The following is a 23,689-nucleotide window of genomic DNA, read 5'->3' on the forward strand; positions in this document are numbered from 1 at the left end:
CATATGACCGAAGAAATCGGCCATATGTATTAAGAAATTCAATATAATTGTACCGTATTATTTACCTATAAGTACGTTTGTGTTTCCCGCTCCTTGCAGGCTAATATCCACAGGTGCGTTAGTTTTCCATGATCCTCTAGTGAAATCAGGAACATCTACTGATTGTGCTCTATTTGCAACAGATTGCTCGCTCAATGGCGTAATAGCACTCCAAAGCGCTGCGTCATAAACATCCTGATCTAGAGCAAGTCCGTTTCTCAAACAGTCGATAAGTCTCCAATCCATGATGAAATCCATGCCTCCGTGTCCACCAACTTGTTTTGCAAGGTCTCCTACTTTTTTGATGATTTCCGGAGTGTATTTTTCTTCTACTGCTTTCATTTCATCCTCTTTTAACCAGCTGTGACCTTTAGCGATACGTTCTGGTGATGGCCATTTTCTAGCCATAGCTTCAGTGCCGCTTACCACGTGGATTCTAGAATATGGACGAGGGGAACTCACATCGTGTTGAATCATAATGCTACGACCATTTTTAGTTTTAACCATGGTAGTATTCATGTTTCCACGGAACGCAGCATCAGTATATTCTTGAAAGAAGTTATCTTCTTTAGCAAGATCAACTGCACGTTGGTGCATGCTAAAGTCATTAGAAGACAGCGAGGTTAAATAATCCATTTGATCACCTCGGTTTACATTCATGATTTGACAGATAGGTCCTAGTCCGTGAGTAGGGTATAGGTTACCATCTCTACCAATGTTTTCTTCAAGACGCCACATGCTTTCATAGCCGTTTTTGTTGAAGTTAAGATCAACCAGGTCGTGGATGTAGGCACCTTCTCCATGGATAATTTCACCGAAGTATCCTTGTCTAGCCATGTTTAAGGTTAGCAATTCGAAGAAGTCATAACAACAGTTCTCAAGCATCATACAGTGCTTTTTGGTGCGTTCTGAGGTTTCGACAAGTTGCCAGCATTCATCTATGGTTTTAGCCGCAGGAACTTCTACTGCAACGTGTTTCCCGGCTTCCATACCATAAACAGCCATAGGAGTGTGCAATGCCCATGGTGTAGCAATATATACTAAATCAATATCATCTCGATCGAACATTTTTTTCCAATCATCCGGCCCATCTGAATATAGATCGGGTTTATGATTTGTTCCTTCTAATGTTTTTAGAACCTTGTCTATTTGTTTAGGACGAATATCACAAAGCCCTTTGATCTCTACACCTTCAATATAACTCATTCGTTCTACCGCGTGAGGTCCTCGCATTCCCAGACCAACAAATCCTATACGAACTTTATCAAGTTTTGGTGCTTTATATCCAGACATATTAAAGATCTGGCTTCCTGCTTGTTGTCCTGCAGCTGCAGCTATACTAGTTGCAGTAGCATTGCCTTCGGTTTTGGTTTGGCAAGCTGCCAATACACTACCGCTTGCAAGTCCTAATCCGGCAAGGGATCCTATTTTTAAAAAATTTCTTCTATTGTCATTCATAATGATGGAGTTAAAGTGATTAGAAAATACCTGTTAAAAACCATAGGTGTTCACAGCATTCTGGTAAAATATTTTATGTAGTACCTCTTCAGGTAGTTTTAGTCCTTGAAATTCCCCTTTGAATTCCGGGGCAGTCATGGTCTTATCAGTTGCGAAGAAATCCCAATGGCTATTCCAAAGGCTTTCAAAACGTTCTGTTAGCTCTTGATCATTCATGCTACCATCGTCAATGACATCGGTACCGTAAATGATTCTATCCTGATATTTGATAAAGAAATCTCTAACCTTTTCACGATTGTCTTTAGCCTGTAGTTGAGCATGGCAAACACGTTCCGCTAGATCAGTCATACTGTTTGGATATTTATCCAATCTAGTCGCTACCTGATCAATGGACCATTCCATACTGAAGAGGTGCAGTCCTACGTATTTCAAATTCGGAAACTTGTCTAATACGTTGTCTCTAGCCTCCATTTGCTGCTCATAAGAGGGGTACTCCGGGAGTAAGTGCATATGGTATTCAGGATGTGCAGAAAAGTAATTTCTATCTGAATCCACCGTCATTTCTTCTAGGGGTAGCCAGCAGTTTCTCGGTTCACCCTGATGACCAATTAACAAGATGTTATGGTCCGATAAGTATTGATAAATCGGATCAAATCTCGGATCGTTTAAGAGGACAAAATTTCCGTCTTCATCCTTTACACTTGGATCCATGCCAATGTTCTTCCAAATTTTGACGCCAACGGCTCCGTTTTTTAGACCCGTTTTTATTTGTTCCATAGCGTGGGGTAACCACTGCGCTGTATTCCAATATTTAGTATCGAAACTGGTAAAGTATCGAATACTTCCGGGATACTTTTCTAAAAGGTCGAGTACGACCTGCTGCTGCTCTTCGAGGGTATCGAAAAACGGGATGTCGGTGTTGATGGATAAAAATCGGGCATCGTACTTTTGAGCCAACTTCATTTTAACCTCAGACCTTGTGTTTAAATGGACATGTGCATCGATAAAAGGTTTAAGCATTGGTGTTGTTTTTTATCATGATGAGTTTTGTTTTAACCAGATCTGTTACCTGGGAAGTCGCTTTAGGAAACACCTTTCTCAAATCGATCTCCTGGTTATTGCTGAGTTCGCTTTGTAAGGTTTTCATAAATATATTCTTGATTTCAGTTGCCAGGTTGACTTTACAAATACCATGACTAATGGCTTGTTGAACCTGATCGTGAGGAACTCCTGAACTGCCGTGTAATACTAGGGTAGCAGGGGTCACTTTCTGAATCTGTTCTAAAAGCGCGATATCTAGGTTTGGAGTTTGTTTGTAGAACCCATGTGCTGTTCCAATGGCAATTGCCAAAGCATCAACTCCTGTAGCCTCTACAAAGTCTTTAGCTTCTTGCGGCTGAGTGAAACCCTGATCGCCGTGTTCTTGTCCTAATTTGGCAACATAGCCCAATTCAGCCTCTACATTAGCTCCGTATTTTTTGGCACGCGCTACCACCTCTTGTGTGATTTTTATATTTTCTTCAAACGGCAATTCACTTCCGTCGATCATCACCGAATCAAAACCGGCATCCAAGCAGCGTTGAACTAAATCTACAGAACCGCCGTGATCCAAATGAATCCAGCCCTCTACGTTAAATTGTTCTAAGCTGGCACGACCAAGCTTTACTGCGGTATCCAGTCCCATATAATCTATGGAACTCTGAGTGAGTTGGAGAATCACAGGTTCATTTAATTCTGAAGCAGCTCTTAACACCCCGTGTAGGGTTTCTAAATTATAATAGTTAGTGGCTAGTAAACCGCGTTTCGCTTGAGTAAATTGTTGTAATTTTTCTTTTAATTGCATTGGTTTAATATTCAGAATTAAATTTTTCCTTTAACGTCTCTTTTATTGCGTCTAAATTAGAGAATGCAGCAGTACCACCGGCAGCGGTAGTGCTTAATGCTCCCATCAGATTTCCGTAGTGGAGGCAGTCTTCTAAGCTGCTGCCATCGATGTATTTTTTGATAAATCCGGAATTGAAAGAATCTCCGGCGCCAATGGTATCAATTGGATTGTCATTGGTAAAAGCTGCTGCTGAAATTCGAGTGCCGTTTGCCACAGCAAGACTACCTTTGTCACCCTGTTTAATCACTGAGGTGTTGGCATATGGTGCAATGACTTCCAAGGCCTGATCCAAGTTTTTCTTTTTAGTCAAAGCCATTAATTCCGCCTCATTAGGCATAAAAATATCTACGAATTTCAAGCAATTTTTGTAATCAAAATCCCAAAGGTTATCGGGATCCCACTGTAAATCCAAAGAAGTGGTAAGACCTAAGCTTTTTGCCTTTTCAAATATTTTGACAATATCCTGTCTAATTCCTTTTTGAATGAAAAAGTTAGAGAGGTGCAGGTGTTTAAACCCTTTAAGATCACCCCATGGAATTTTAGCATATGTTAAGGCTTCCATGGCACCACAATAGGTGACATTTGCGCGATCTTGCTCGTAGCTCATCACCACAGTAATTCCAGATTGATGTTCGCTAGTCTTTTGAATAAATTCTGTGCCCACTCCTTTTGATTCCAGTGAATTAAGGATAAAGCTGCCAAAGTCATCTGTTCCGATGAGCCCACAGAAATAAGTGTCTACTCCAATTGCTGAGGCATTGGCAGCCATGATGGCTGATGAGCTTCCTAAGGTAAGGTTCATCTTGTTTGCAAGAATTTCGGTTCCGATTTTTGGAAACCCATCAATTTGATTTAGGATCAAATCGACATTCAACTCTCCGATAACCAGTAATTCCTTAGTCGGCATAATATGTTGAATTAAGTTTAATGTTTGTCACTTCCACTTTTTTAAGTAGCATTTGTACCGTTTCAAGTCTAAGTTCACCAAGTTCTTCGTGCATACAATTGGCAGATCCACATGCAGAACCGTAGGCGGCAACCTCCTGTGGACTAAGCTTGTTTTGTACAGCATAGGCAATTCCTGCGGTTAAACAATCTCCTGCGCCAACTGTACTTATAACTTTATCGATGCGTACATTGGAGTGATGCAATTGCCCTTGGTAATAGAGCCATAAACCTTCAGCTCCTTTGGTGATGGCAATAAGTTCCACTCGAGACTTAAGATTGTCAATAATCTTGTCGATTGAATTGGTGTTGAATAGTGAGATCGCTTCATCCTCATTCATGTGGATTCCGAAGAATGACTCGGAGAGGCTATGCTTTAATTGTTCACCGGAACAATCGATAATGATCTTTTTACCAGCTTTAGTAACACAATTGATTAGATCCTTGGTTGCAACATCTGGAGCACCTTTTGGCCAAGAACCGGAAAGACAGATCAGATCGTGATCCGCTATCTCTTTTTCAAAGGCAGTCTTAAATTCTTTCCAGTGATGCTCAGTAAATGTAGGACCCGGTTCTAATAATTCCGTATTGGCAAAATTCGAGTTACTAGATCTAAAGGTATAACATTTTCTGTTTTGTCCCTCAAGGCTAATCCCACTAATGTTGATCCCTCTTTGGACGCATTGCTCCTTGATCCAAAGGCCGGTATTTCCGGCCCAATTCCCCATCAATGTGTTTTGCTGTCCCAATTCCTGTAGGGCCATGGCAATATGTGTTGCTTTACCTCCAGGAAATTCCTCTAGTTTGGTGATGCGATTTGAATGTCCCGGCTTCAGATTTTCCAACCAGGCATAGGTGTCAATCGATGGATTTGGACAGACGCTTAAGATCATTTTTGCTCTCTTTTATATATGGTAACACCCTGGACAACTCTGTTGATGGCTCCAGATACAGATGGATTATCCGGATCAAGACCCAATGCTAGAGATTTATAGAGTCCTAAAAGCTGTCCTACCATGGTGGTTGGTACAGTATTCAGGTTGCCTGGATGTTTAAAAGGTGATGTTTCAATAGTTGTAGAGTGTGCCAATTCAAGTTTTGGCTCATCTCCGATAGTGACCGATTGAATATTTCTTGGATCTCGTGCAATATCTACGGCGAGGTCTTTTTCATACTTAAATACATGAGGATCATTTGAGAACAAATAGACCACCAATGTATTGGTATTAACTACTGCTCTAGGACCGTGTCTAAAGCCTAAGAATGAATCGTGTTTGCAAATCACTTGGCCATCGGTAAGTTCCTGTAATTTTAAGTGACATTCTCTAGCGATACCCAACATAGGACCTGATCCTAAGAACACAACACGCTCGAAGTTGCCTTGAGCAATGGATTTAAAAATATCTTCTGCCCTTACAAGTTCCTGGCCAATATTAACAATATCGGCAACGGCTTGTTTTTTACTTTCAATTTGGTCGATGTCAAAAACTAATAGCGCTGTGAGTAACATTGCCGTAAAGCTACTGGTCATGGCCAGACTTTTGTCATTTGTTTCTTCAGGTAGTTGAATGCTGTACAAAGGATTTTTAGTATCGAAATTAGCAAGCTTTCCTTCGGGATTACAAGTGATGATAAGATGGTAAGCAGAGTCACAGTGCGCATCTAATAAAGAAGCAGCCTCTAGACTTTCCGGGCTATTACCCGATCTTGCAAACGAGATCAATAGCGTTGGCCTTTGTTTTATAAGGAAAGCTTCAGGATGCGTAACTAAATCAGTAGTCGCAACAAGCTGAGTTGGTATATTTGTTTGCTTTTGAATGGTGCCTTGGGCAACCTCTCCGACAAATGCTGATGAACCCGCTCCGGTAAGAATGATTCTCAAATCTTTCTGCTGTAAAATTGGCGAAAGAAATGAAGCAATGTCTTTTTTGGTGTTCATCAATAATGAAAAGGTTTCATCCCAAAGTCTAGGTTGAGCCTTAATTTCTTTCTCGGTGTGTTGGTTAATATAGGTAGTGGTTTCCTTTTTCATTTAATATTCTTTTAAAGCATTTGTACTATAATAGACGAATTTATCTACTATAAAAATAGTCCATACTACTTTTCATTACAAATTAAAGTAAATAAAACGTAAATTAAAAATCTTTCGTTACCCTTTTTTTAATTTTATTCGCAAGCACTTCAGACTAATGTCTATCAAAGCTACAACGATATCAAATACAAGGTTAATGTCTTTTGTGTTAAATTTATAACAAAAGAATACGTAAGGTTATCTTATCGTTAAGTTTGTTTATTTTAAAAATATTTTTACATTAGCACTCAATATGAAATTAAAATTCTTTTAATACCTTATTAAATACCTAACACGCAATAATAATAACTAAACGGAAGAACTAATCGTTAATTAAAACTCAAAATTAAAATGAAGAAATATCTTTTTACTTGGATTAGTATGTGTTGCTTCTTGTTTTCCATTGCAGAGGAAAAACATAACATGGATCGTAGATATCCAGATACCCATTTAACCGGCAGCAATCCAAATTAAGAAATTCTACCAACTGATAACAGAGTCTTTGAATACATTGTGGAGAGCCAGATTAACGCTCAACCGAGTTTGATTCAAAATGACTAAGTATGGTATCGTATACTTAACTTTTTTTCATTTTTAATTTTTTTATACAACTGGGCTACTCTATGGTAGAAAAATAGTAGCCTGGTTTTTAACCCGAACTAGGATGATAATTTTAAAAAAAACTAAGATAATTGCAATGCTAGCAGGTGTTGTGATTCTGGGTGGCTGTAATAACAGTAACACTAACGAACAGATCAACACCCCAGTGGCATATAGTGATCATATTCCATCTGGTGGAAATAGCTGGGTGGTGAGTGATGAGAAGGGAAAGGGTGCTGCCATCAATGAACAAGGAATTCAGCAATGGAGTCAACCTTCCACAAAAATCAACACTTATGTAAGGCTTAATGCCACTGGTGAACTTCAGCTTGGATTAATAGCAAAGGTTAGTGAAGGTAGTTCTACCATCGCCGTATCGTTAGGCGGTCAAACCAAAGAGGTTACCCTTGAAAACACGGAATTTTCAGTGGTTAATGTTGGGTCTTTCACTGTGGAGGAGGCTGGATATCAGGTTATAGAAATTCAAGGTGTAGCTAAGGATGGAGATGATTTTGCGTCCATTAAATCTTTTGAAGTAGGCGGTCCTGCAACTGCAAAGGGAGTTACCTATGTGAAGGATGATTTTTATTGGGGACGTAGAGGACCCTCAGTTCACCTAACCTATAAAACTCCTTCGGATAAAGATATCCTTTGGTTCTATAATGAAATTACTGTCCAGCCGGGGCAGGATATTGTTGGTTCTTATTTTATGGCCAACGGATTTGGGGAGGGTTATTTTGGAATGCAAGTAAACTCCAAACAAGAGCGAAGAGTATTGTTCTCAGTCTGGAGCCCATATGACACTCAAAACCCTGATGATATCCCCGAAGATTATAAGATTATAATGTTAGGTAAAGGTGAAGGAGTTCATACCGGAGAGTTTGGAAATGAAGGATCTGGAGGCCAAAGCTATAAAGTCTTTAACTGGGAAGCCGGAAACACCTATAAGTTTTTACTAAAGGGCGAGCCGTCAGTTAATAATTCAACAGATTATACGGCTTACTTTTTTGATCCCAAAGCGGATCAGTGGAGCCTTATAGCGAGTTTCAGAAGACCCCACACAACTACCTATTTAACCAGACCACATTCATTTTTGGAGAACTTTGTAACTCAAACAGGATATATAGGAAGAGAAGGTAGTTATGGCAATCAATGGGTTTACGATGCCCAGGGGAATTGGCATGAGCTTACCCAAGCAAAATTCACCGCAGACGCCACTGCAAGAAAAGGAGCGCGTCTGGATTATGGTGGAGGTGCTAAAGGAAATACTTTCTACATGAAAAATTGTGGTTTTTTTAGTGAAAACACCCCTATAGATAGTCAGTTTGAAAGAGAGCCGAATGGAGAAGCTCCTTCCATTGATTTTTCAAAATTAGAAGTTCCAACATTGAATTAAGTCTTTAACCATATAGAAAGATTAAAATCAATTAGAGTTAGCTGAATCGATTTTAAATTTTGTTTTTTTAAGTTAGTTTGTGTTTAAGGCTGTTGTAATGACAGCCTTAATTAGTTTTTGGTATGGGTGGAATTATTTCCTAAGCTTTTGATTCAAAAAGTTGTACTTATGACAAAGTTCGTAAGGGTCAAACTTGTTAATTTGTTGTAAAAATGATAGTTTTACCTTTTACTATTTAAGATTATACTACGATTAAGGTATTCTTATTGAACGAAATACTAATCTAACACATCACAGATGAAAAGAAGACAGTTTGTCAATAGAGCAGCGACCTCTAGTTTGGCACTAGCCTTTTTGGGTACTCTTGCTTGTAAACAAGACCCAAAAAAGGCAGCAGCAGCAGTAGAGGCTGCGAATAGCGCCGGCTCTGCCGCTATGGATGCTGAAGAAGCCGCAATGTTTTTTAAAATTTCTTTAGCCCAGTGGTCTTTCCACAGAGCCTTGGGGTCAGGAAAAATGGATAATTTAGACTTCGCTGCTAAAGCTCGTTCTTTAGGTTGTGAAGGCCTAGAGTACGTGAATCAGTTCTTTAAAGATAAAGCTAAGGATAAGGCCTATTTAACAACTATGAACGAACGCGCAGCGGACGAAGGTGTGCAAAATGTGCTCATCATGATTGACGGTGAGGGAAGTTTGGCTGATGCTGATACGAAAAAACGACTTCAAGCTATAGAGAATCACTACAAATGGGTGGAAGCGGCTAATTTCTTAGGTTGCCACGCTATTCGTGTAAATTTAGGCGGTGGAAAAGAGATGGAAGCTGCAGCGAACGCCGGAGCTGATTCACTAACAAAACTCTCTGAGTTTGCAAAAGAAGCTGATATCGAGATCTTAGTGGAGAACCACGGTGGATTTTCATCCAATGCCGCTTGGCTAGCCGGTGTTATGAAAACAGTGAATTTGGAGAATTGCGGGACACTTCCCGATTTTGGGAATTTCTGTATAGAATACGGTGAGAATTATACTTGTGCTAAGGAATACGACCGTTATAAGGGAGTTCAGGAAATGCTGCCATATGCGAAAGCTATAAGCGCTAAAACTCACAATTTTGATGCTCAAGGAAATGAGACTAAAATTGATTATTTAAGGATGATGAAAATGGTTAAAGAATCCGGATATAGAGGTTTCGTCGGAATTGAATACGAAGGAGGTGAATTATCAGAACAAGAAGGAGTCGAGAAAACCAGAGACTTATTACTTAAGGTAGGAAAAGAACTCGGTGTCTAGATTCTCAATTAGCTAAACTAACAACTCAAAATGAAACAGTTAAAATTCAATTTAAGGAATCATGGTATTTTTGATTCCAGGCTTATATGTATAGGAACTATAATATTATGCCTTTTCTCGTGTGCCAAGCCAACCCCACAGGTGAGTTTGGAAGAAAGGAGTTTGATTCCGACCCCAGTGTCATTACAACCCTTAGAAGGTACTTTTCAAATTACTGCTGACACTCAGTTTTATATTCAGGATACCGTACAAAAAGCGACAGTAGAATTTATAGATAGATTGGTTACCGCAACAGGTTTCGATATCAAAGTAAATGCCTTATCAACAGAAACTCCAACAGAAGGCTTTGTTGTTAAGTTATCTGACCAGGTGGATCAAGAGGAAGGATACGCTCTTGAAGTAACTGCGGATAGGTTGGTGCTTGAAGCAGGTAGCCAAGCGGGTATTTTCAGAGGATTACAGACTGTAATACAGTTATTGCCTTCTGCTATTGTAGCGGATGAAGAATCCCCTATTGACTGGTTAATCCCAGCGGTAGCAATTAAAGATTACCCATTGTATGAGTATAGAGCAGCAATGTTGGACGTTTCCAGGCACTTTTTTAGTGTTGCGGATGTAAAGAAATACATTGACTATATCGCCGCCTATAAAATGAACAATCTTCATTTACACCTAACTGATGATCAAGGATGGCGTATTGAGATTAAATCTTGGCCTGAACTTACTGGTATTGGAGCCAGTACCCAAGTAGGTGGAGGAAAAGGTGGCTTTTATACCCAGGAGGACTACAAAGACATCGTACAATATGCTGCAGACAAATATATTACCATTGTCCCTGAAATTGATATGCCGGGACATACGAATGCTGCGTTGTCTGCATATCCGGAACTCAATTGCGATGGCAAAGCTACAGAGCCTTATACAGGAACTGATGTTGGATTTAGTACATTGTGTATTGATAAAGACATTACTTATGAATTCATCAATGATGTCATTGGAGAATTAGCAGCGCTTACTCCAGGAGAATACATTCATATTGGAGGTGATGAGTCACATTCCACCGAGCTAGAAGACTTTATCTTTTTTATGGAAAAGGTTCAACAAATCACCAAAGATCATGGTAAAAAAGCCATTGGTTGGGACGAGATTGTCAATGCGGAGCTCTTAGATGAAACCTTAGTTCAGTTTTGGGCTAAGGATGAAAATGCCAAAGCAGCGGTGGCACAAGGAAACAAACTTATTGTATCTAAGGCTGCTAAAGCTTATATGGATATGAAGTACGACACTCTTACTCCTTTAGGACTCAACTGGGCTGGTTTAATCACAGTACAAACCGGTTACGATTGGGATCCGGCATCCTTAGTTGAAGGTATTGATAAAAATGATATTTACGGTGTAGAAGCACCTTTGTGGGGAGAAACACTAACCTCCATGGATGATGTGGAATACCTAATGTTCCCAAGAATATTGGGCTATGCGGAAATCGGATGGTCGCAAGGTTCTCAAAGAGATTGGGATACCTATAAAACAAGATTGGCAAAACAACACCAAAGATTTGAATTAATGGATATTAATTTCTACGAATCCAAACAAGTTGAATGGGATAAACTATTAGATTAACCCCGTAACCATTTTGAAAGACTAAAATTGTACACGCGAAAATGGCTGTGACTACAGTTTAGGAAATTAAAAAAGATCGTTCTTAATTAGGTTTAAGAGCGGTCTTTTTTAGTTTTAATCAAACTAAGAAATTCACATACGGAGATAAGTTTTTCAGTAATGATTAAATCATATATGGGTATTTTACTTCCATTGGTGTAGCAATTAAACTTAGAAAAGTAGTATTTTTAGAAAACCTTAAATGCAGCACCCTTAAGCCTTTGCCGTATAAAAGTCCTGAAAATGAAACGACTATTGAGGGAAGCCTCTTTTTTATTAGGCCAAAAAGCCGTATTTTCAAGCTATGCTAACATCATTACTACTAGGGATACCGGCCGTGCTATTGTTTTCATATTGGGGTTATAACCTCACCGATTTCGCGTACACAAAAATCTACGGTAGGCCCCTTGTGGTATACAATCATTTCCATTTAAGAAACCTCTATACTGATGATATTATAGTATTATACCATCACTCTTCTTTTTACAATAGACTCGATGCTTATAAGAAGCAGATTTTTAAGCACCGTCTGAGTGTTTTTATGGAAAGTAAGGAGTTTATAGGATTGGATGGCTTTGAGGTCGGTAGAGACGTTAAAGTCACGGTTTCTGCTATTGCGGTGATGCTCTCCTTTGGGATGCGAAATTATCTGATAGAGTCCGTAAAAAAAATTATTATTTATCCAGGTCCTTATTATTCTTCAGTTAATCAAGATTATCACCTTGGAGAGTACAATCCAGCACTAAAAACCATTGTGCTGTCCTGGCCGGATTTCGTTGCAGGAATCGGCAATGACAATGATAACATAAACCTGGGCGTCCATGAGTTTGCACATGCTCTTTATTTTGGATCCATGCAGTCCGATGATAACAGTTCACTAGTGTTTTGTCAGGGGATAAAAAAGATTGATCAACTTTTAAATCAAGTTGATTTTCGAAAACAGCTAAGACGAAGTAAATACCTGAGAGCTTACGCCTTCACTAATAAATTTGAATTCTTCGCTGTATGCCTGGAACACTTTATTGAAAGCCCTAAGGCCTTTAAGGAAGAATTCTCTGAGCTGTTTACCATCATCAAAGAAATGATGAACTTCGAGCTTCACTTTAATTAGTTCACACACCTAATTTACCGGTGATGCTGTCCATAATCATGTGAGCATGAATTCTTGAATTTTCAATAAACCAAAGATGGGTATCCATTCCACCGCAAATCACTCCAGCTAGAAATAAGTTCTCAATATTGGTTTCCATAGTCTTTTCATCGTACTGAGGATAGAATTTACCATCTTCAGAAAGTTGAATGCCTATTTTTTCTAAAAAACTAAAATTAGGTTTATATCCCGTTAATGCGAGAACAAAGTCATTGTCTATTCGGGTTTCACCCTCTGGAGTATTAAGGATCAATTCTTCTTTTTTAACCTCTTCGATAGTACTGTTGAAGAACGCTTTGATGCTGCCTTCATTGATCCTGTTTTCAATATCAGGTTTTACCCAATACTTGACTCTAGGCCCTATTTCAGGTCCTCGGACGATCATAGTAACATCGGCTCCTTTTCTGTAGCATTCAAGTGCAGCATCAACGGCGGAATTACTCGCACCCACCACAGCGACCTTTTGCATGGCATAGAAATGAGGGTCTTTATAGTAATGAGATACCTTAGGAAGGTCTTCTCCTTTAACATCTATGGTATTTGCGATGTCGTAAAAACCAGTAGCGATGATGACAAAGCTCGCACAATAGGTTTCTTTATTGGTCTGAATCACAAACTGCTGTTCTTTATTCTTCTCAATATGTTGAACCCCTTCGAACAATTGAATATTTAGCTCATTGGAAGTCACAATACGTCTGTAGTATTCCAAGGCCTCATTTCGCTTTGGTTTAGCTTCTTTGCTAATGAAGGGAATATTGTCAATTTCCAGTTTTTCTGAAGAAGAGAAAAACTGCATATTCGACGGGTAATTAAACAAAGAGTTTACTATGGTTCCTTTTTCAATGATAAGATAATCTAAGCCCTTTTTCTTAGCTTCCAATCCACAAGCAATCCCAATAGGACCGCCTCCAACGATGACAAGATCCTTTTGTATCATTTAGAAATTATCGATTTTAAATTTGCAATGGTTTGAATGGGTTTTTCACTCTTGAAGACAAAACTGCCGGCGACTAACACATCAGCACCACAAGCTACTAATTTAGCAGCATTTTCATCATTGACCCCACCGTCAATCTCAATGAGACAGTCTGCGTTATTGGCTAGAATTAATTCTTTTAATTCTTGAATTTTCCCGTAGGTATGTGGAATAAAACTTTGACCTCCGAATCCCGGGTTTACACTCATCAATAATACAATATCAAGATCCTTGATAATGTCCTTTAAAAGTGAGACAGGAGTATGAGGATTTAGTGCAACCCCAGCCTTCATCCCGTGATCTTTGATCAATTGCACACAACGATGTAAGTGCACGCAGGCTTCGTAATGAACAGTCAGGTGTGCTACACCCAGATCAGCAAAATCTTTGATATAGCGATCAGGAGCCTCAATCATTAAATGCGTGTCCAAAGGTTTTTTGGCATATTTAGCAATGGCTTCAATCACTGGCATTCCAAAGGAAATATTGGGAACAAACATGCCATCCATGACATCGATATGAAACCAATCCGCCTCACTGTAATTTACCATTTCTATGTCCAGTTGTAGGTTGGCAAAGTTTGCCGCTAATACCGAAGGAGCAATCATGTTTTTATTCATAATAGTGCGATTTGTACACAAAGATATTACTTTTAACAATGAAACACATAGAATTCAGATCGGCTATCTAGGTTTTTTAAGTTGAATACCAAGCTTAAAAAGCAATTTTGTAACAATTTAAGCCTTAGCTTTAATTTCAAAGAAAAAGATGTCACATAATTCCGGTTTGGTTTGTCTAATATTAAAATAAGGATTGATGCAGGAAAATTATCGCAAGCTTTTGACTTATTCTTACAACATTGTCGGATCCTATGAGGATGCAAAGGACTTAGTGCAGGATGGGGTTGAGAAATACATTTCACTTGACAAATCAAACATCAGGAATACATCTAATTTTTTGATTAAAAGTGTAATAAATCACTCCATTAATTTTAAAAATAAACAAAGTAAAAAAGACAATTTTGGCCAATGGTTACCAGAACCAATTTCTTTTGATCATGCGGATACCAACCTCATTAAGGAGCAGACCGCAGCATATACCATGCTGGTGCTACTTGAAAATCTCAATCCCAAGGAAAGAGCCGTCTTTATCTTAAAAAGTGGTTTTGACTACTCCCATGATGAGATTGCTAAACTGCTCGATATTTCAATGGATAATTCCAGGCAATTATACAGTCGCGCCAGTAGAGCCTTAAAGGCAAAAAACCTTGTAGAATCCAGTGCGGTAAAGGTGCAATCCGCAGCTGTGAAAAAGTACCAAAAAGCACTGAGTCAAGCCAATATTTCTGAATTAGAAGCCTTGTTGATTTCAGACATAAAAATCACTGCTGATGGCGGTAAGAATGTTCGCGTATTTAAGGGCGTTGGAATAGGTATAAAAGACGTTATTAAGTTATTGAGTCTTATTCAAAAACATTTTTTATACGACAAGAAATTTAGTTTTCACCATTTTAACCATCAAGTTGCTATTTGTTTTTGGGACCATGATAAATTGTATAATTGTCAAATTTTAGAAGTTGATGCCAAGAGTAAAATTCGAAATATATATTCCATAGTGGACCCCGAAAAACTAAAAAAGATACAATTAATGTCACATTCATGAGTGCTTGTTTGTCTTTATAAAAAAGACTTATATGAGAACAACACTATTAAGGATTGACAGCAGCCTTCGCACCGAGGGCTCTTACTCCAGAGAATTGGGCGATTTTTTTATTGAAACGTGGGAGAAGCAAAATCCTAGCGCCACTATTAAACAAAGAGATGTGTCTAAAAATGCGGTAGCTCATTTAAACCAAGAAACGTTAGCCTGTTTTTTTGGGAAACCATCCCATACTGATTTACTCAGACTCTCGAATGAGCTAATCGATGAATTGGTTCATGCTGATGATATCCTTTTTACTGTACCGATGTACAATTTTGGGATGCCATCCACTCTGAAGGCCTATTTTGATCTCGTGGTACGGGTAGGAAAAACCTATGTTAACCATAAGCAAAACATCGGTTTATTAAAGGGTAAAAGGGCCTATATCATAACTTCTATGGGAGCGGAAAATAGAAACGAAAAGAGTTTGGTAGAGGTGCATTTACAAGCGATACTCAGTCATATTGGAATTACGGATATCCACTGCCTAACCATAGACGGTACCGCCGATCAAAAATATGCTGTATACAAGACAAGAATTAAAAAAAATGAAATCATTAACCTATTAAACACTTAAATCATGAAAGAATTAAAGCAAGCTATAGAAGCCTTCGTTAAAGGCGGCGATACTAATAATGTGGAGCTCCTTGAAAAGACCTTACATTCGCAGTATCAGAATATACAAGACGGATTTTTTAAAGAAGAAGGGATTTTCATTTTCCCTAAAGCAAAATACTTGGAGCTGGTGGGTAATAAAACCTTTGGTGGAAGTGTGAGGACCATACACTATGAATCCATTGAACAGTCGGGCAGTATTGCCAGCGTAAAGGTGATATTGGAAAGTCAGTACCTGAAATTCTACAGCACGCTTATATGTGTTTGTCAGCAGGGGAGTTGGAAAGTTATCGTTAATATCCCGGTAGTTGAGGTAAAGGCATCCGTAAAGAGTTCATAAGGATCATTTGGCGAAACTTTATCAAATGAAAAACTCCGGTAATCAGCCGGAGTTCATTCATCAATCAAAAAACGAACAGTTATGATAAACTGTTGTTATCTTCTATATTTTAATTGTGTTTTTCAACTTGAGGTGTCAAAGTACAATTTTTTTCAAATATTAACCCAAATACGTCTTGAGAATTTTACTTCTAGAGGTGTGCTTCAACCTGCGAATTGCTTTTTCTTTAATTTGGCGTACACGCTCACGAGTTAGATCAAAGGTTTCTCCGATCTCTTCTAGAGTCATTGGATGCTGGTCACCTAATCCAAAATACAAACGAATAACATCTGCTTCTCTTGGAGTAAGGGTTTCTAATGCACGCTCAATTTCTGTACGAAGTGACTCGTGTAATAGATCCTTGTCAGGGTTTGGAGACTCTCCACTACGAAGTACATCATAAAGGTTAGAATCTTCTCCCTCAACAAGAGGGGCATCCATCGATACGTGTCTACCAGAGTTTTTCATGGACTCTTTTACGTCGTTTACAGACATATCCAATTCCTTGGCGATTTCCTCTGCTGAAGGAACACGTTCATGCGCTTGCTCTAAGAAAGCATAGGTTTTATTAATTTTATTAATAGAACCAATCTTGTTTAAAGGAAGCCTTACGATACGAGATTGTTCCGCAAGTGCTTGTAGAATAGACTGTCTAATCCACCATACAGCATACGAAATGAATTTAAAACCACGAGTTTCATCAAAACGCTGTGCAGCTTTGATAAGCCCAAGGTTCCCTTCGTTAATTAAATCGGGTAAGGTTAGCCCTTGGTTTTGGTATTGCTTTGCAACCGATACCACAAAACGGAGGTTCGCCTTCGTAAGTTTTTCAAGTGCAATTTGGTCACCGGCTTTAATACGCTGTGCTAATTCCACTTCTTCATCAGCGGTAATCAAATCCACCTTACCTATCTCCTGAAGATATTTATCTAGTGAAGCGGTTTCACGGTTTGTAACCTGTTTGGTAATTTTGAGCTGTCTCATCTATTCTCTGACTGATTTAAAATAAAATATAATGGGTGTGTAGGGATTATACGTAACGTATGTTGAAAATGTTACAAAATATTTGAAAAAAAATAATAGTGACAAAAAAACCCGATCACTCCTTACGGAATATCGGGCTTAAATAATATAGTTTTAAAAAGGTTATCCCTTTAACCAAGAATGTCTTAGCGTTTTTTGAGCTTCAGTAGCATCTTGTTTTTCTACAATTTTTTCAGAATCAATTTTTGGAGTACCAAGTTTACCTTTTAATTGTAATTCCTTTCCATCACGCTCGATGGTGAGGTTAATTTCGGTATCTGGCTGCCATGTCATGGACTGCATTATTACATTTTGAATACTTTCTAACGTAAATGCTGTTCCATTAACCGATTTGATGATATCACCGCCTTGTAGGCCTATGTCTAGCATACTAGAATTTAGAGTTGTTTTTCTAACAAAGATTGCTTTGGTCTGTGGATTGACATCGATAAACGGCATCTGTCCATGAAGGAAGAAGTTGGTTGTCATGACATCTATAGTAGTTTCTAAACCAACTTTATTGAAGAAAGTTTCATATTCAATAGGTTGGTTCCCTTTGATGTGGTCGTCGATAAAAGACCTTATCTCAGGATAGGTCAAAGTCACGATCTTATCGAACAATTCATCATCCTTAAACGGTTTGTTCATTCCATATTCTTTAGAGAGTTCTTTCAATAGCCAAAGAATTCCTTTTTCACCTTGGCTCTGCTCTCTGATGATAATATCCATACACATGCCGATTAGTGCACCTTTTTCATACACATTTGCATATTGATCTTTATAAGGCTCAACGAGCACATTTTTACTCATCTGGGTAAAGGATATGCTATCGTTGTAAGATTTTGCTCGTTCAATTTTTTGAGCGATGCGATCATAGAAGTCCTGGTTGTTTATAAGACCTTGATTGATCTGAAATAAATTAGCGAAATATTCTGTAACCCCTTCGTACATCCATAAATGTTCGGACATCTTTGGATGGTTGTAATCAAAGAATTGAATTTCTTCTGAATGAACAGTAAGTGGAGTCACGATATGAAAAAACTCATGAGAAACAACATCCGTCATGGTTTCCACTAATGCAGCTTTTGGCATAGTCTCCGGCAGAACCACTGTGGTACTGGTGTGATGCTCTAAGGCTCCAAAACCAGTTGGGCTTCCGGGTTGCATACTTCCTAAAAACAATAAAATGTGATAGCTCTTAGTTGAATTGATTGGGCCTAAAAATGTTTTTTGAGCCTTCATCATCTTTTCCATCTCCGTACTGATGCTCGAAGCTGAATACACTTTGTTAGGCGAATACACAGAAAGTGTTACGGTAATATCATTTACCGAGAAGGTTTCAGAATCTGCTCTTGAATACATGATAGGATTGTCGGTAACCTCAAAATAGCGATTGGCGATGTAAGTATCTGTATTTGGATTATCAGATGTAGAAGCAACTTTCGCTAATGAAGTACTGCCTTTCATGTCTTGATTATGTATAATTTGGATCTCATAGGGGCGCTCCTCTAAATCATCAAAGTAGCCTACGAACATATGCATGTTCATAAAGTAATTCTCATCGGCTTCGATATTGCTTCCGGCAGGTGAGAATACAGGGTCTTTAGCCTCGGTTTCCGTATCAAAGGAGTCGTTAACACTATAGGTAATTCTATCTAGTTGTGTGGCATTTTCTATCTTCCATGTATTTTCATCTACAACACTTACCTTTAGTGGATTGTCGTTGTAATCAAGAGCTTGAAGGTCTTCGATGAATTTTCCGTAATTGTCATTGCTATAGGTTCCGGGAACCGTTTTTGGAATATAAAAATTTACAGTCTCCGTGGTGAATCTCCCCGGATCCACATCGACTACGACCTTGTCATCCGTGACATTGATCAAATCGATACCTACCTTGACTGTAGATGCACTTGCAAGATCATTAACTTTTGGCGTACATCCGAATATCGCAATTACGGCTAAGTATAAGATTATTTTTTTCATTGTTTAAGAGTTGTTTGCAAAGTTAGAATTTGAACAATAAGTCTTTATTCTTGAGAGTTGTTTCTTAAAGAAGTGTTAAAAATATTCTTAAGGCTTATTGCCACACCATCCTCTTTATGGTTTTTGGTAATTTGATCTGCTACGGCTTTAACTTCTTCTCGAGCATTAGCAACTGCTACGCCAAGCCCTACGCCTTCTAACATTTCAATATCGTTGTAATTATCGCCAAAGGCTACTGCTTCTGACAATTTGATTTGAGGAAAACACTGGTTTAGAATCTCCTGTATCCCGGTTAATTTTGAGATTTTTTTATTGGCAATTTCAATGTAAGTGTCTTTAGATCGGTAGAGGTGGAGTTGGTCCGAAAACTCATCTTCCAAATAACTCCAAAGCTGATCAATTTTTTCCTTTTCTCCCATGCACATAATTTTATGCGCTCCAACAGCTTCCTTTTTCCAAAGTTCGATGACTTCCTTGTTGGATTTGATCCGGGGTGATGCTTTGGTGTTGGTCTGTTCACGAAGCGCCCAATAATCCATTTCTTCCACATACCATTGGTCAGCGTGAAATAAACTTAGGTGGACACGCTCTTGCCGGTCTCTCTGATTGTATTGAACAATCTTCTCTACGATTGCTGTCGGAATTTCAACAGAGAACAGTCCTTTTTTATTGTGAGAGATATACCCCCCATTATAAGCGATTAGGGGTAAATCTAAAATTTCAAGATCTTCTTGTAAATGATACATTTGACGTGGCATTCTTGAGGAAACTAGAATAAAAGGAATCTTATCTTTTAATTGGGTTACCGCAGAAATCGTTGCAGGGGTAAGATCGCGATTTGGCCCCAGTAAGGTGCCGTCGATGTCAGTAAAAGCAATTTTATACATGTAAATATTTTAGGGATTTGTTTTGACAAATTGAATTTCTTGCCCGTTTTGGTTGAGTAATAATCCGACTACGGTATTGTTCTCATCCCTTTCAAAAACCACTTCCGCTTTAACTACCTTGTAAATAAAGCTTTCTCCCCCTTGATAGTACAACGGAAATTCAGGTTGTTGGTTAAGTTTGGCATGAAGGTGATTGTCTTTAAGGACGATCGTATAGTTAAGACCGAGGCCGTCATTGATATATATTCCTTGGTAAGGATCTAATTGTTCTACACTTATAGGCACCTCTTTCTTGTCTAATTTTAAAGGGTACAACCGAGGATTGATAAGGTATTTTGCCAAGTCTTCAATACCAGTTGAACCTGAATTTGACATCACAGTGATAACCCTGTTGTTTTTTAAATCAACAGCGATAAAGGTTCTGAAACCTCCTGTTCCTCCCCCGTGGAATACCACGTCCTGCTGATCTATAAACCAGCCCAGACCATAATGATTACCGTCCTCATCTGTGAAATAGGATTTAGTGGACAATGCATCAATGTTTGCAAAGGACGATAGGGTGTCAAGAAAATGTTTTCCGTAGTCTTGAAGATCTCTAATTGAAGCTTTAAGACCACCAGCGGCATCCATGACTTTAAATTTCCATAATGGAACCTCCTGGGTGCCTAAATAGCCTTTGGTCATATGCTGCTTTTGAGCATTAGGTACTTCGAAATATGTGTTTTTTAGTCCCAACGGCATTAAGATTTGATCATGGATTAAGCTTTTATATGGTTTCTGTTTGTAGGATGACAACACATCTCCCAGCAGTCCAAACCCCAGGTTAGAATAAACAAAATGTTGCCCTACTGTCCTTGGCGTATAGTGGCTTAAAAAGCTGTACATGCTATTTTGATCATAGTTTTCGTAGGGGTCAAACTGATTTGTAACATCTAAATTGGAGGGTAGTCTTGGCAGTCCACTAGAATGTGTCGCTAAGCTTTTCAGGGTAACCGGATTGCCTTTTTTGTCAGTAAGATCAATGGAATCAGGTAAAAACTCATTCACCGGAGTAGTTAAACTCAAGCTATCCTCTAGCGCGTATTTGGCTAGTAATAATCCCGTAAAGGATTTGGTAATAGATCCTATTTCATACAAACTATGCTGATCAGCTTTGATTTGCTGCTCCACATCGCTCCACCCATGAACGTAGAAATGCGTGCCAGTACTGTCGGTTAAACCTACAGCAATGGAAGGATTGATATGATTTTTAACCCGATATTGAATTTCTTTTTTTAATAGCTCGGGGATTTGACTGATCCCAAGGTTAACACAAAGGAATGCTATCAGAATCAGTGTGTATGTGCGTTGTCTATTATTAGAATACATCTACGTTATTTTATCATCTTTCTTTTGATACGTTAAGTTTGTAGGGTTTAGATCTTTATAGGGAGCGATTAAATGGCGTAACCCATCTCATATAAAGTGCTGTAAAGATAAGAAAGAACAGGAACATTTAACAATTTGCCACCCCTTAAAGCGCTGGATTTTCCGATGTAAGTGCAAAACAATAACAGATCTGAAGCGAAAAATCAGGGCTTTGGGTCGACAAACACCGCTCACCCTATAGTTAATCGTACATCCATCTTTTTAGTGCATTTATATAAACAGGGACTCTTTTAGCCCACATTAAAACAGTAATTTTCAAATCTATTATAAACCAACTATTGTTCAATTAAAAGCTTTATTTTTGACAAAAATTAGTATATGCGTTTATTATTTATAGTGCTGTTGTTGACAGTACAGCAAATGACGGCCACTGAATTCTTTTGGGGAAAAACAGGGCATAGAGTAGTAGGGGAAGTTGCTCAGCAAAATATTAAAAAAAGTACACTCAAAAAGATAGAGAAATTGCTAGACGGCCAGAGTTTGGCACTAGTGGCCAACTTTGGAGATGATATTAAATCAGATCCTCGTTACAGAAAATTTGGTTCCTGGCATTATGTTAATATAGCGCCAGGTCAAAAATATGGTGATGAACCCCCATATAAATACGGTGATATAGTAACGGGTATTCAAAAATGTATAGCCGTAGTTCAAGATAAGGATGCATCTAAGGAAGACAGAGTATTTTATCTGAAATTATTGATCCATTTTGTGGGTGACCTTCATCAGCCCATGCACGTAGGTTACGCAAAAGACAAAGGTGGCAATGATCTTCAAGTACGTTGGTTTAATAAAGGAACGAATTTACACCGTCTTTGGGATAGTAATATGATCGAATCTTACGATATGAGTTATACAGAGTTAAGCGAAAACCTTCCAATACTAAGTAAAGAAGAAAAAGAGCGTATTGTTCAAGGTAATCTTCTGGACTGGGTTGTTGATTCACAAGAAATCGCCAAAGATGTTTACGCCTCTGTTGAGGTAGGAGACAAGTTAGGTTACACTTATATGTATGAGCATTTTGATACTGTAAAAATGCAATTGGAAAAAGGGGGACTTCGCCTAGCGAAACTTCTTGATGAAATACTTTAAACTTTGGGGTTAAAAGCACAATTCACGACCCTTAGGTTACAAGATAAAACAACCGGTATCGAGTTCTTAAAGCAGCCGCTACCGGTTGTTTTTTTTATACGGTTTTTAATATTTGTCTAATCCCAACAGTCTTTTGCCCCGCTGGGACAATACAGCGATAGGGTAATTGCGTTCTCTTTGTAAGGGATCACCCGGATAAGCATCATCCTGTGGTGCCAGTCTATCATGCCAAGCATTAACTCTCCACTGTCTCAGCTCTTCATTTTTTTCATCCGCAGGAATCATTGTGATGTATTGTGCAATACGAACTTTATCACTATTGTTTGGACGGATGCCATGAGGTTGTGAACTGTTGAAAATCATTAAATCTCCTGCTTCCATTTTCACCTTAGTAGGAGTGAAGCCTGTGGTGTCCGGTTTAAAACGGTTTCTGTCCTTCGGTTGTGTGAGTTTCCAAGTATCATAGTTTCTATACAATTCCGGGATACACTGGAAACCTCCCATATTCTCATCGGTCTGATCTACCAATGCCAAAACACCTTGTACGTACTGTGGCTTGGTTTGCGGATCATAATCCCAGTGGATAAAACCTTTATGCTGGTGACCAGGTCTAGATGGTAAGTTTAGATTTGCTCTATCAATACTCACCCATAACTTCTCTGTTCCCCATATATCAGCAAAGGCCTGATGAACTCTTTCACTTTGACGATTGTCCCAAAGTATCTGGTTGTTATAAACTTCTACCATACCGGAATTGTTCAACTCTTTCATCTTATGGTGAGTATCTGCTCGCTTGTACCAAGTTTCACTGTCATCAGGGTCTTTATCTTCAAATTCCCATATAAAGGCCGCGCTTTTAGCTGCCTGCTCCTTTGAGATGGCATTTTTGATAATGACATATCCATTGTCTATCCAAAATTGCCAATCTGCTTCTGATAATACCCGTAAAGGTTCACCATTGGCCCTAGTGGATAATTTGGGGTTGTTTTTTGTTCGCATTGATGGGTCACCCGGGGTGGCCTGCACCTCCATTTTCTTTCTTACTTCCATGTTATTAGTTTTTTTGATTGTATTATTTTTTTGAGTTTCTTAATTAAGACTTTACAAAATTGAGAACA

Annotated in this window: 22 protein-coding genes; 9 read left to right on the forward strand and 13 right to left on the reverse strand. The window is 38.7% G+C overall.

Features of this window, described 5'->3' with window-relative positions:
• Positions 1-57: 57 nt before the first annotated feature.
• Genes ACN0TV_RS00830 through ACN0TV_RS00855 form a run of 6 tightly spaced genes read right to left on the reverse strand, consistent with a single transcriptional unit; the run spans position 58 to position 6,359 of the window.
• Entirely contained in the window at positions 58-1,497 is a 1,440-nt protein-coding gene (locus tag ACN0TV_RS00830) for a Gfo/Idh/MocA family protein (protein WP_417359158.1), read from the reverse strand.
• A gap of 33 nt (positions 1,498-1,530) precedes the next feature.
• Entirely contained in the window at positions 1,531-2,517 is a 987-nt protein-coding gene (locus tag ACN0TV_RS00835) for an amidohydrolase family protein (RefSeq protein WP_417359160.1), read from the reverse strand.
• Positions 2,510-3,340, reverse strand: coding sequence for a class II fructose-bisphosphate aldolase (locus tag ACN0TV_RS00840; RefSeq protein WP_417359162.1), 831 nt, complete (start codon positions 3,338-3,340; stop codon positions 2,510-2,512). Before ACN0TV_RS00840 ends, ACN0TV_RS00835 begins: the two co-directional genes overlap by 8 nt.
• A gap of 4 nt (positions 3,341-3,344) precedes the next feature.
• Positions 3,345-4,289, reverse strand: a complete 945-nt coding sequence (locus ACN0TV_RS00845; RefSeq protein WP_417359164.1) for a carbohydrate kinase family protein — start codon at positions 4,287-4,289, stop codon at positions 3,345-3,347.
• Positions 4,279-5,220 carry a 1-phosphofructokinase family hexose kinase gene (locus ACN0TV_RS00850; RefSeq protein ID WP_417359166.1) on the reverse strand — a complete coding sequence of 314 codons (942 nt, stop codon included), beginning with the start codon at positions 5,218-5,220 and terminating at the stop codon, positions 4,279-4,281. The genes ACN0TV_RS00845 and ACN0TV_RS00850 overlap by 11 nt, the downstream gene beginning before the upstream one ends.
• Positions 5,217-6,359, reverse strand: coding sequence for an SIS domain-containing protein (locus ACN0TV_RS00855; RefSeq protein ID WP_417359168.1), 1,143 nt, complete (start codon positions 6,357-6,359; stop codon positions 5,217-5,219). Before ACN0TV_RS00855 ends, ACN0TV_RS00850 begins: the two co-directional genes overlap by 4 nt.
• A gap of 390 nt (positions 6,360-6,749) precedes the next feature.
• Between ACN0TV_RS00855 and ACN0TV_RS00860 the strand changes: the two genes are divergently transcribed.
• The 5 genes from ACN0TV_RS00860 to ACN0TV_RS00880 all read left to right on the forward strand — a co-directional run bounded on the left by ACN0TV_RS00860 (position 6,750) and on the right by ACN0TV_RS00880 (position 12,451).
• On the forward strand, positions 6,750-6,872 hold the full coding sequence (locus tag ACN0TV_RS00860) for a hypothetical protein (RefSeq protein ID WP_417359170.1): 123 nt from the start codon (positions 6,750-6,752) through the stop codon (positions 6,870-6,872).
• A 190-nt stretch (positions 6,873-7,062) separates the two neighbouring features.
• Positions 7,063-8,394 (forward strand): DUF3472 domain-containing protein, encoded by a 1,332-nt coding sequence (locus tag ACN0TV_RS00865; RefSeq protein ID WP_417359172.1) that lies wholly within the window; start codon positions 7,063-7,065, stop codon positions 8,392-8,394.
• A gap of 297 nt (positions 8,395-8,691) precedes the next feature.
• Complete coding sequence (locus tag ACN0TV_RS00870) at positions 8,692-9,681, forward strand: sugar phosphate isomerase/epimerase family protein (protein ID WP_417359174.1); 990 nt, start codon at positions 8,692-8,694, stop codon at positions 9,679-9,681.
• Positions 9,682-9,711: 30 nt separating this feature from the next.
• Positions 9,712-11,301: a family 20 glycosylhydrolase gene (locus ACN0TV_RS00875; protein WP_417359176.1), complete on the forward strand. Its 1,590-nt coding sequence runs from the start codon at positions 9,712-9,714 to the stop codon at positions 11,299-11,301.
• 343 nt (positions 11,302-11,644) lie between these two features.
• Positions 11,645-12,451 carry a zinc-dependent peptidase gene (locus ACN0TV_RS00880; protein WP_417359178.1) on the forward strand — a complete coding sequence of 269 codons (807 nt, stop codon included), beginning with the start codon at positions 11,645-11,647 and terminating at the stop codon, positions 12,449-12,451.
• Position 12,452: 1 nt separating this feature from the next.
• On the opposite strand, the gene ACN0TV_RS00885 is transcribed toward ACN0TV_RS00880, so the two are convergent.
• Entirely contained in the window at positions 12,453-13,427 is a 975-nt protein-coding gene (locus ACN0TV_RS00885) for a YpdA family putative bacillithiol disulfide reductase (protein WP_417359180.1), read from the reverse strand.
• Entirely contained in the window at positions 13,424-14,086 is a 663-nt protein-coding gene (gene rpe / locus ACN0TV_RS00890) for a ribulose-phosphate 3-epimerase (RefSeq protein WP_417359182.1), read from the reverse strand. The genes ACN0TV_RS00885 and rpe overlap by 4 nt, the downstream gene beginning before the upstream one ends.
• Before the next feature lie 196 nt (positions 14,087-14,282).
• Here rpe and ACN0TV_RS00895 point away from each other — a divergent pair, with 196 nt between their 5' ends.
• From ACN0TV_RS00895 to ACN0TV_RS00905, 3 genes are read left to right on the forward strand one after another with little or no spacing between them, the layout of a single operon-like run.
• Positions 14,283-15,128, forward strand: a complete 846-nt coding sequence (locus ACN0TV_RS00895; RefSeq protein ID WP_417359184.1) for a sigma-70 family RNA polymerase sigma factor — start codon at positions 14,283-14,285, stop codon at positions 15,126-15,128.
• Between the two features lie 31 nt (positions 15,129-15,159).
• Complete coding sequence (locus ACN0TV_RS00900; protein WP_417359185.1) at positions 15,160-15,744, forward strand: FMN-dependent NADH-azoreductase; 585 nt, start codon at positions 15,160-15,162, stop codon at positions 15,742-15,744.
• Between the two features lie 3 nt (positions 15,745-15,747).
• Positions 15,748-16,122, forward strand: coding sequence for a nuclear transport factor 2 family protein (locus ACN0TV_RS00905; protein WP_417359187.1), 375 nt, complete (start codon positions 15,748-15,750; stop codon positions 16,120-16,122).
• A gap of 159 nt (positions 16,123-16,281) precedes the next feature.
• Here the strand turns inward: ACN0TV_RS00905 and ACN0TV_RS00910 are convergent, their stop codons facing one another.
• The 4 genes from ACN0TV_RS00910 to ACN0TV_RS00925 form a co-directional block, all read right to left on the reverse strand.
• Positions 16,282-17,145, reverse strand: coding sequence for a sigma-70 family RNA polymerase sigma factor (locus ACN0TV_RS00910; protein ID WP_008991509.1), 864 nt, complete (start codon positions 17,143-17,145; stop codon positions 16,282-16,284).
• A 162-nt stretch (positions 17,146-17,307) separates the two neighbouring features.
• A complete protein-coding gene (locus ACN0TV_RS00915) occupies positions 17,308-19,167 on the reverse strand; it encodes a peptidase M61 (RefSeq protein ID WP_417359189.1) in 1,860 nt (619 codons plus the stop codon).
• A gap of 44 nt (positions 19,168-19,211) precedes the next feature.
• Positions 19,212-20,054, reverse strand: a complete 843-nt coding sequence (locus tag ACN0TV_RS00920; RefSeq protein WP_417359191.1) for an HAD family hydrolase — start codon at positions 20,052-20,054, stop codon at positions 19,212-19,214.
• A 9-nt stretch (positions 20,055-20,063) separates the two neighbouring features.
• Positions 20,064-21,422: a serine hydrolase gene (locus tag ACN0TV_RS00925; protein ID WP_417359193.1), complete on the reverse strand. Its 1,359-nt coding sequence runs from the start codon at positions 21,420-21,422 to the stop codon at positions 20,064-20,066.
• 378 nt (positions 21,423-21,800) lie between these two features.
• Between ACN0TV_RS00925 and ACN0TV_RS00930 the strand changes: the two genes are divergently transcribed.
• Positions 21,801-22,571 (forward strand): S1/P1 nuclease, encoded by a 771-nt coding sequence (locus tag ACN0TV_RS00930; protein WP_417359195.1) that lies wholly within the window; start codon positions 21,801-21,803, stop codon positions 22,569-22,571.
• Between the two features lie 105 nt (positions 22,572-22,676).
• On the opposite strand, the gene ACN0TV_RS00935 is transcribed toward ACN0TV_RS00930, so the two are convergent.
• A complete protein-coding gene (locus tag ACN0TV_RS00935; RefSeq protein WP_417359197.1) occupies positions 22,677-23,621 on the reverse strand; it encodes a phytanoyl-CoA dioxygenase family protein in 945 nt (314 codons plus the stop codon).
• Between the last annotated feature and the right edge of the window lie 68 nt (positions 23,622-23,689).

The sequence above is a fragment of the Galbibacter sp. genome (assembly GCF_048266365.1).
GTDB lineage: Bacteria > Bacteroidota > Bacteroidia > Flavobacteriales > Flavobacteriaceae > Galbibacter.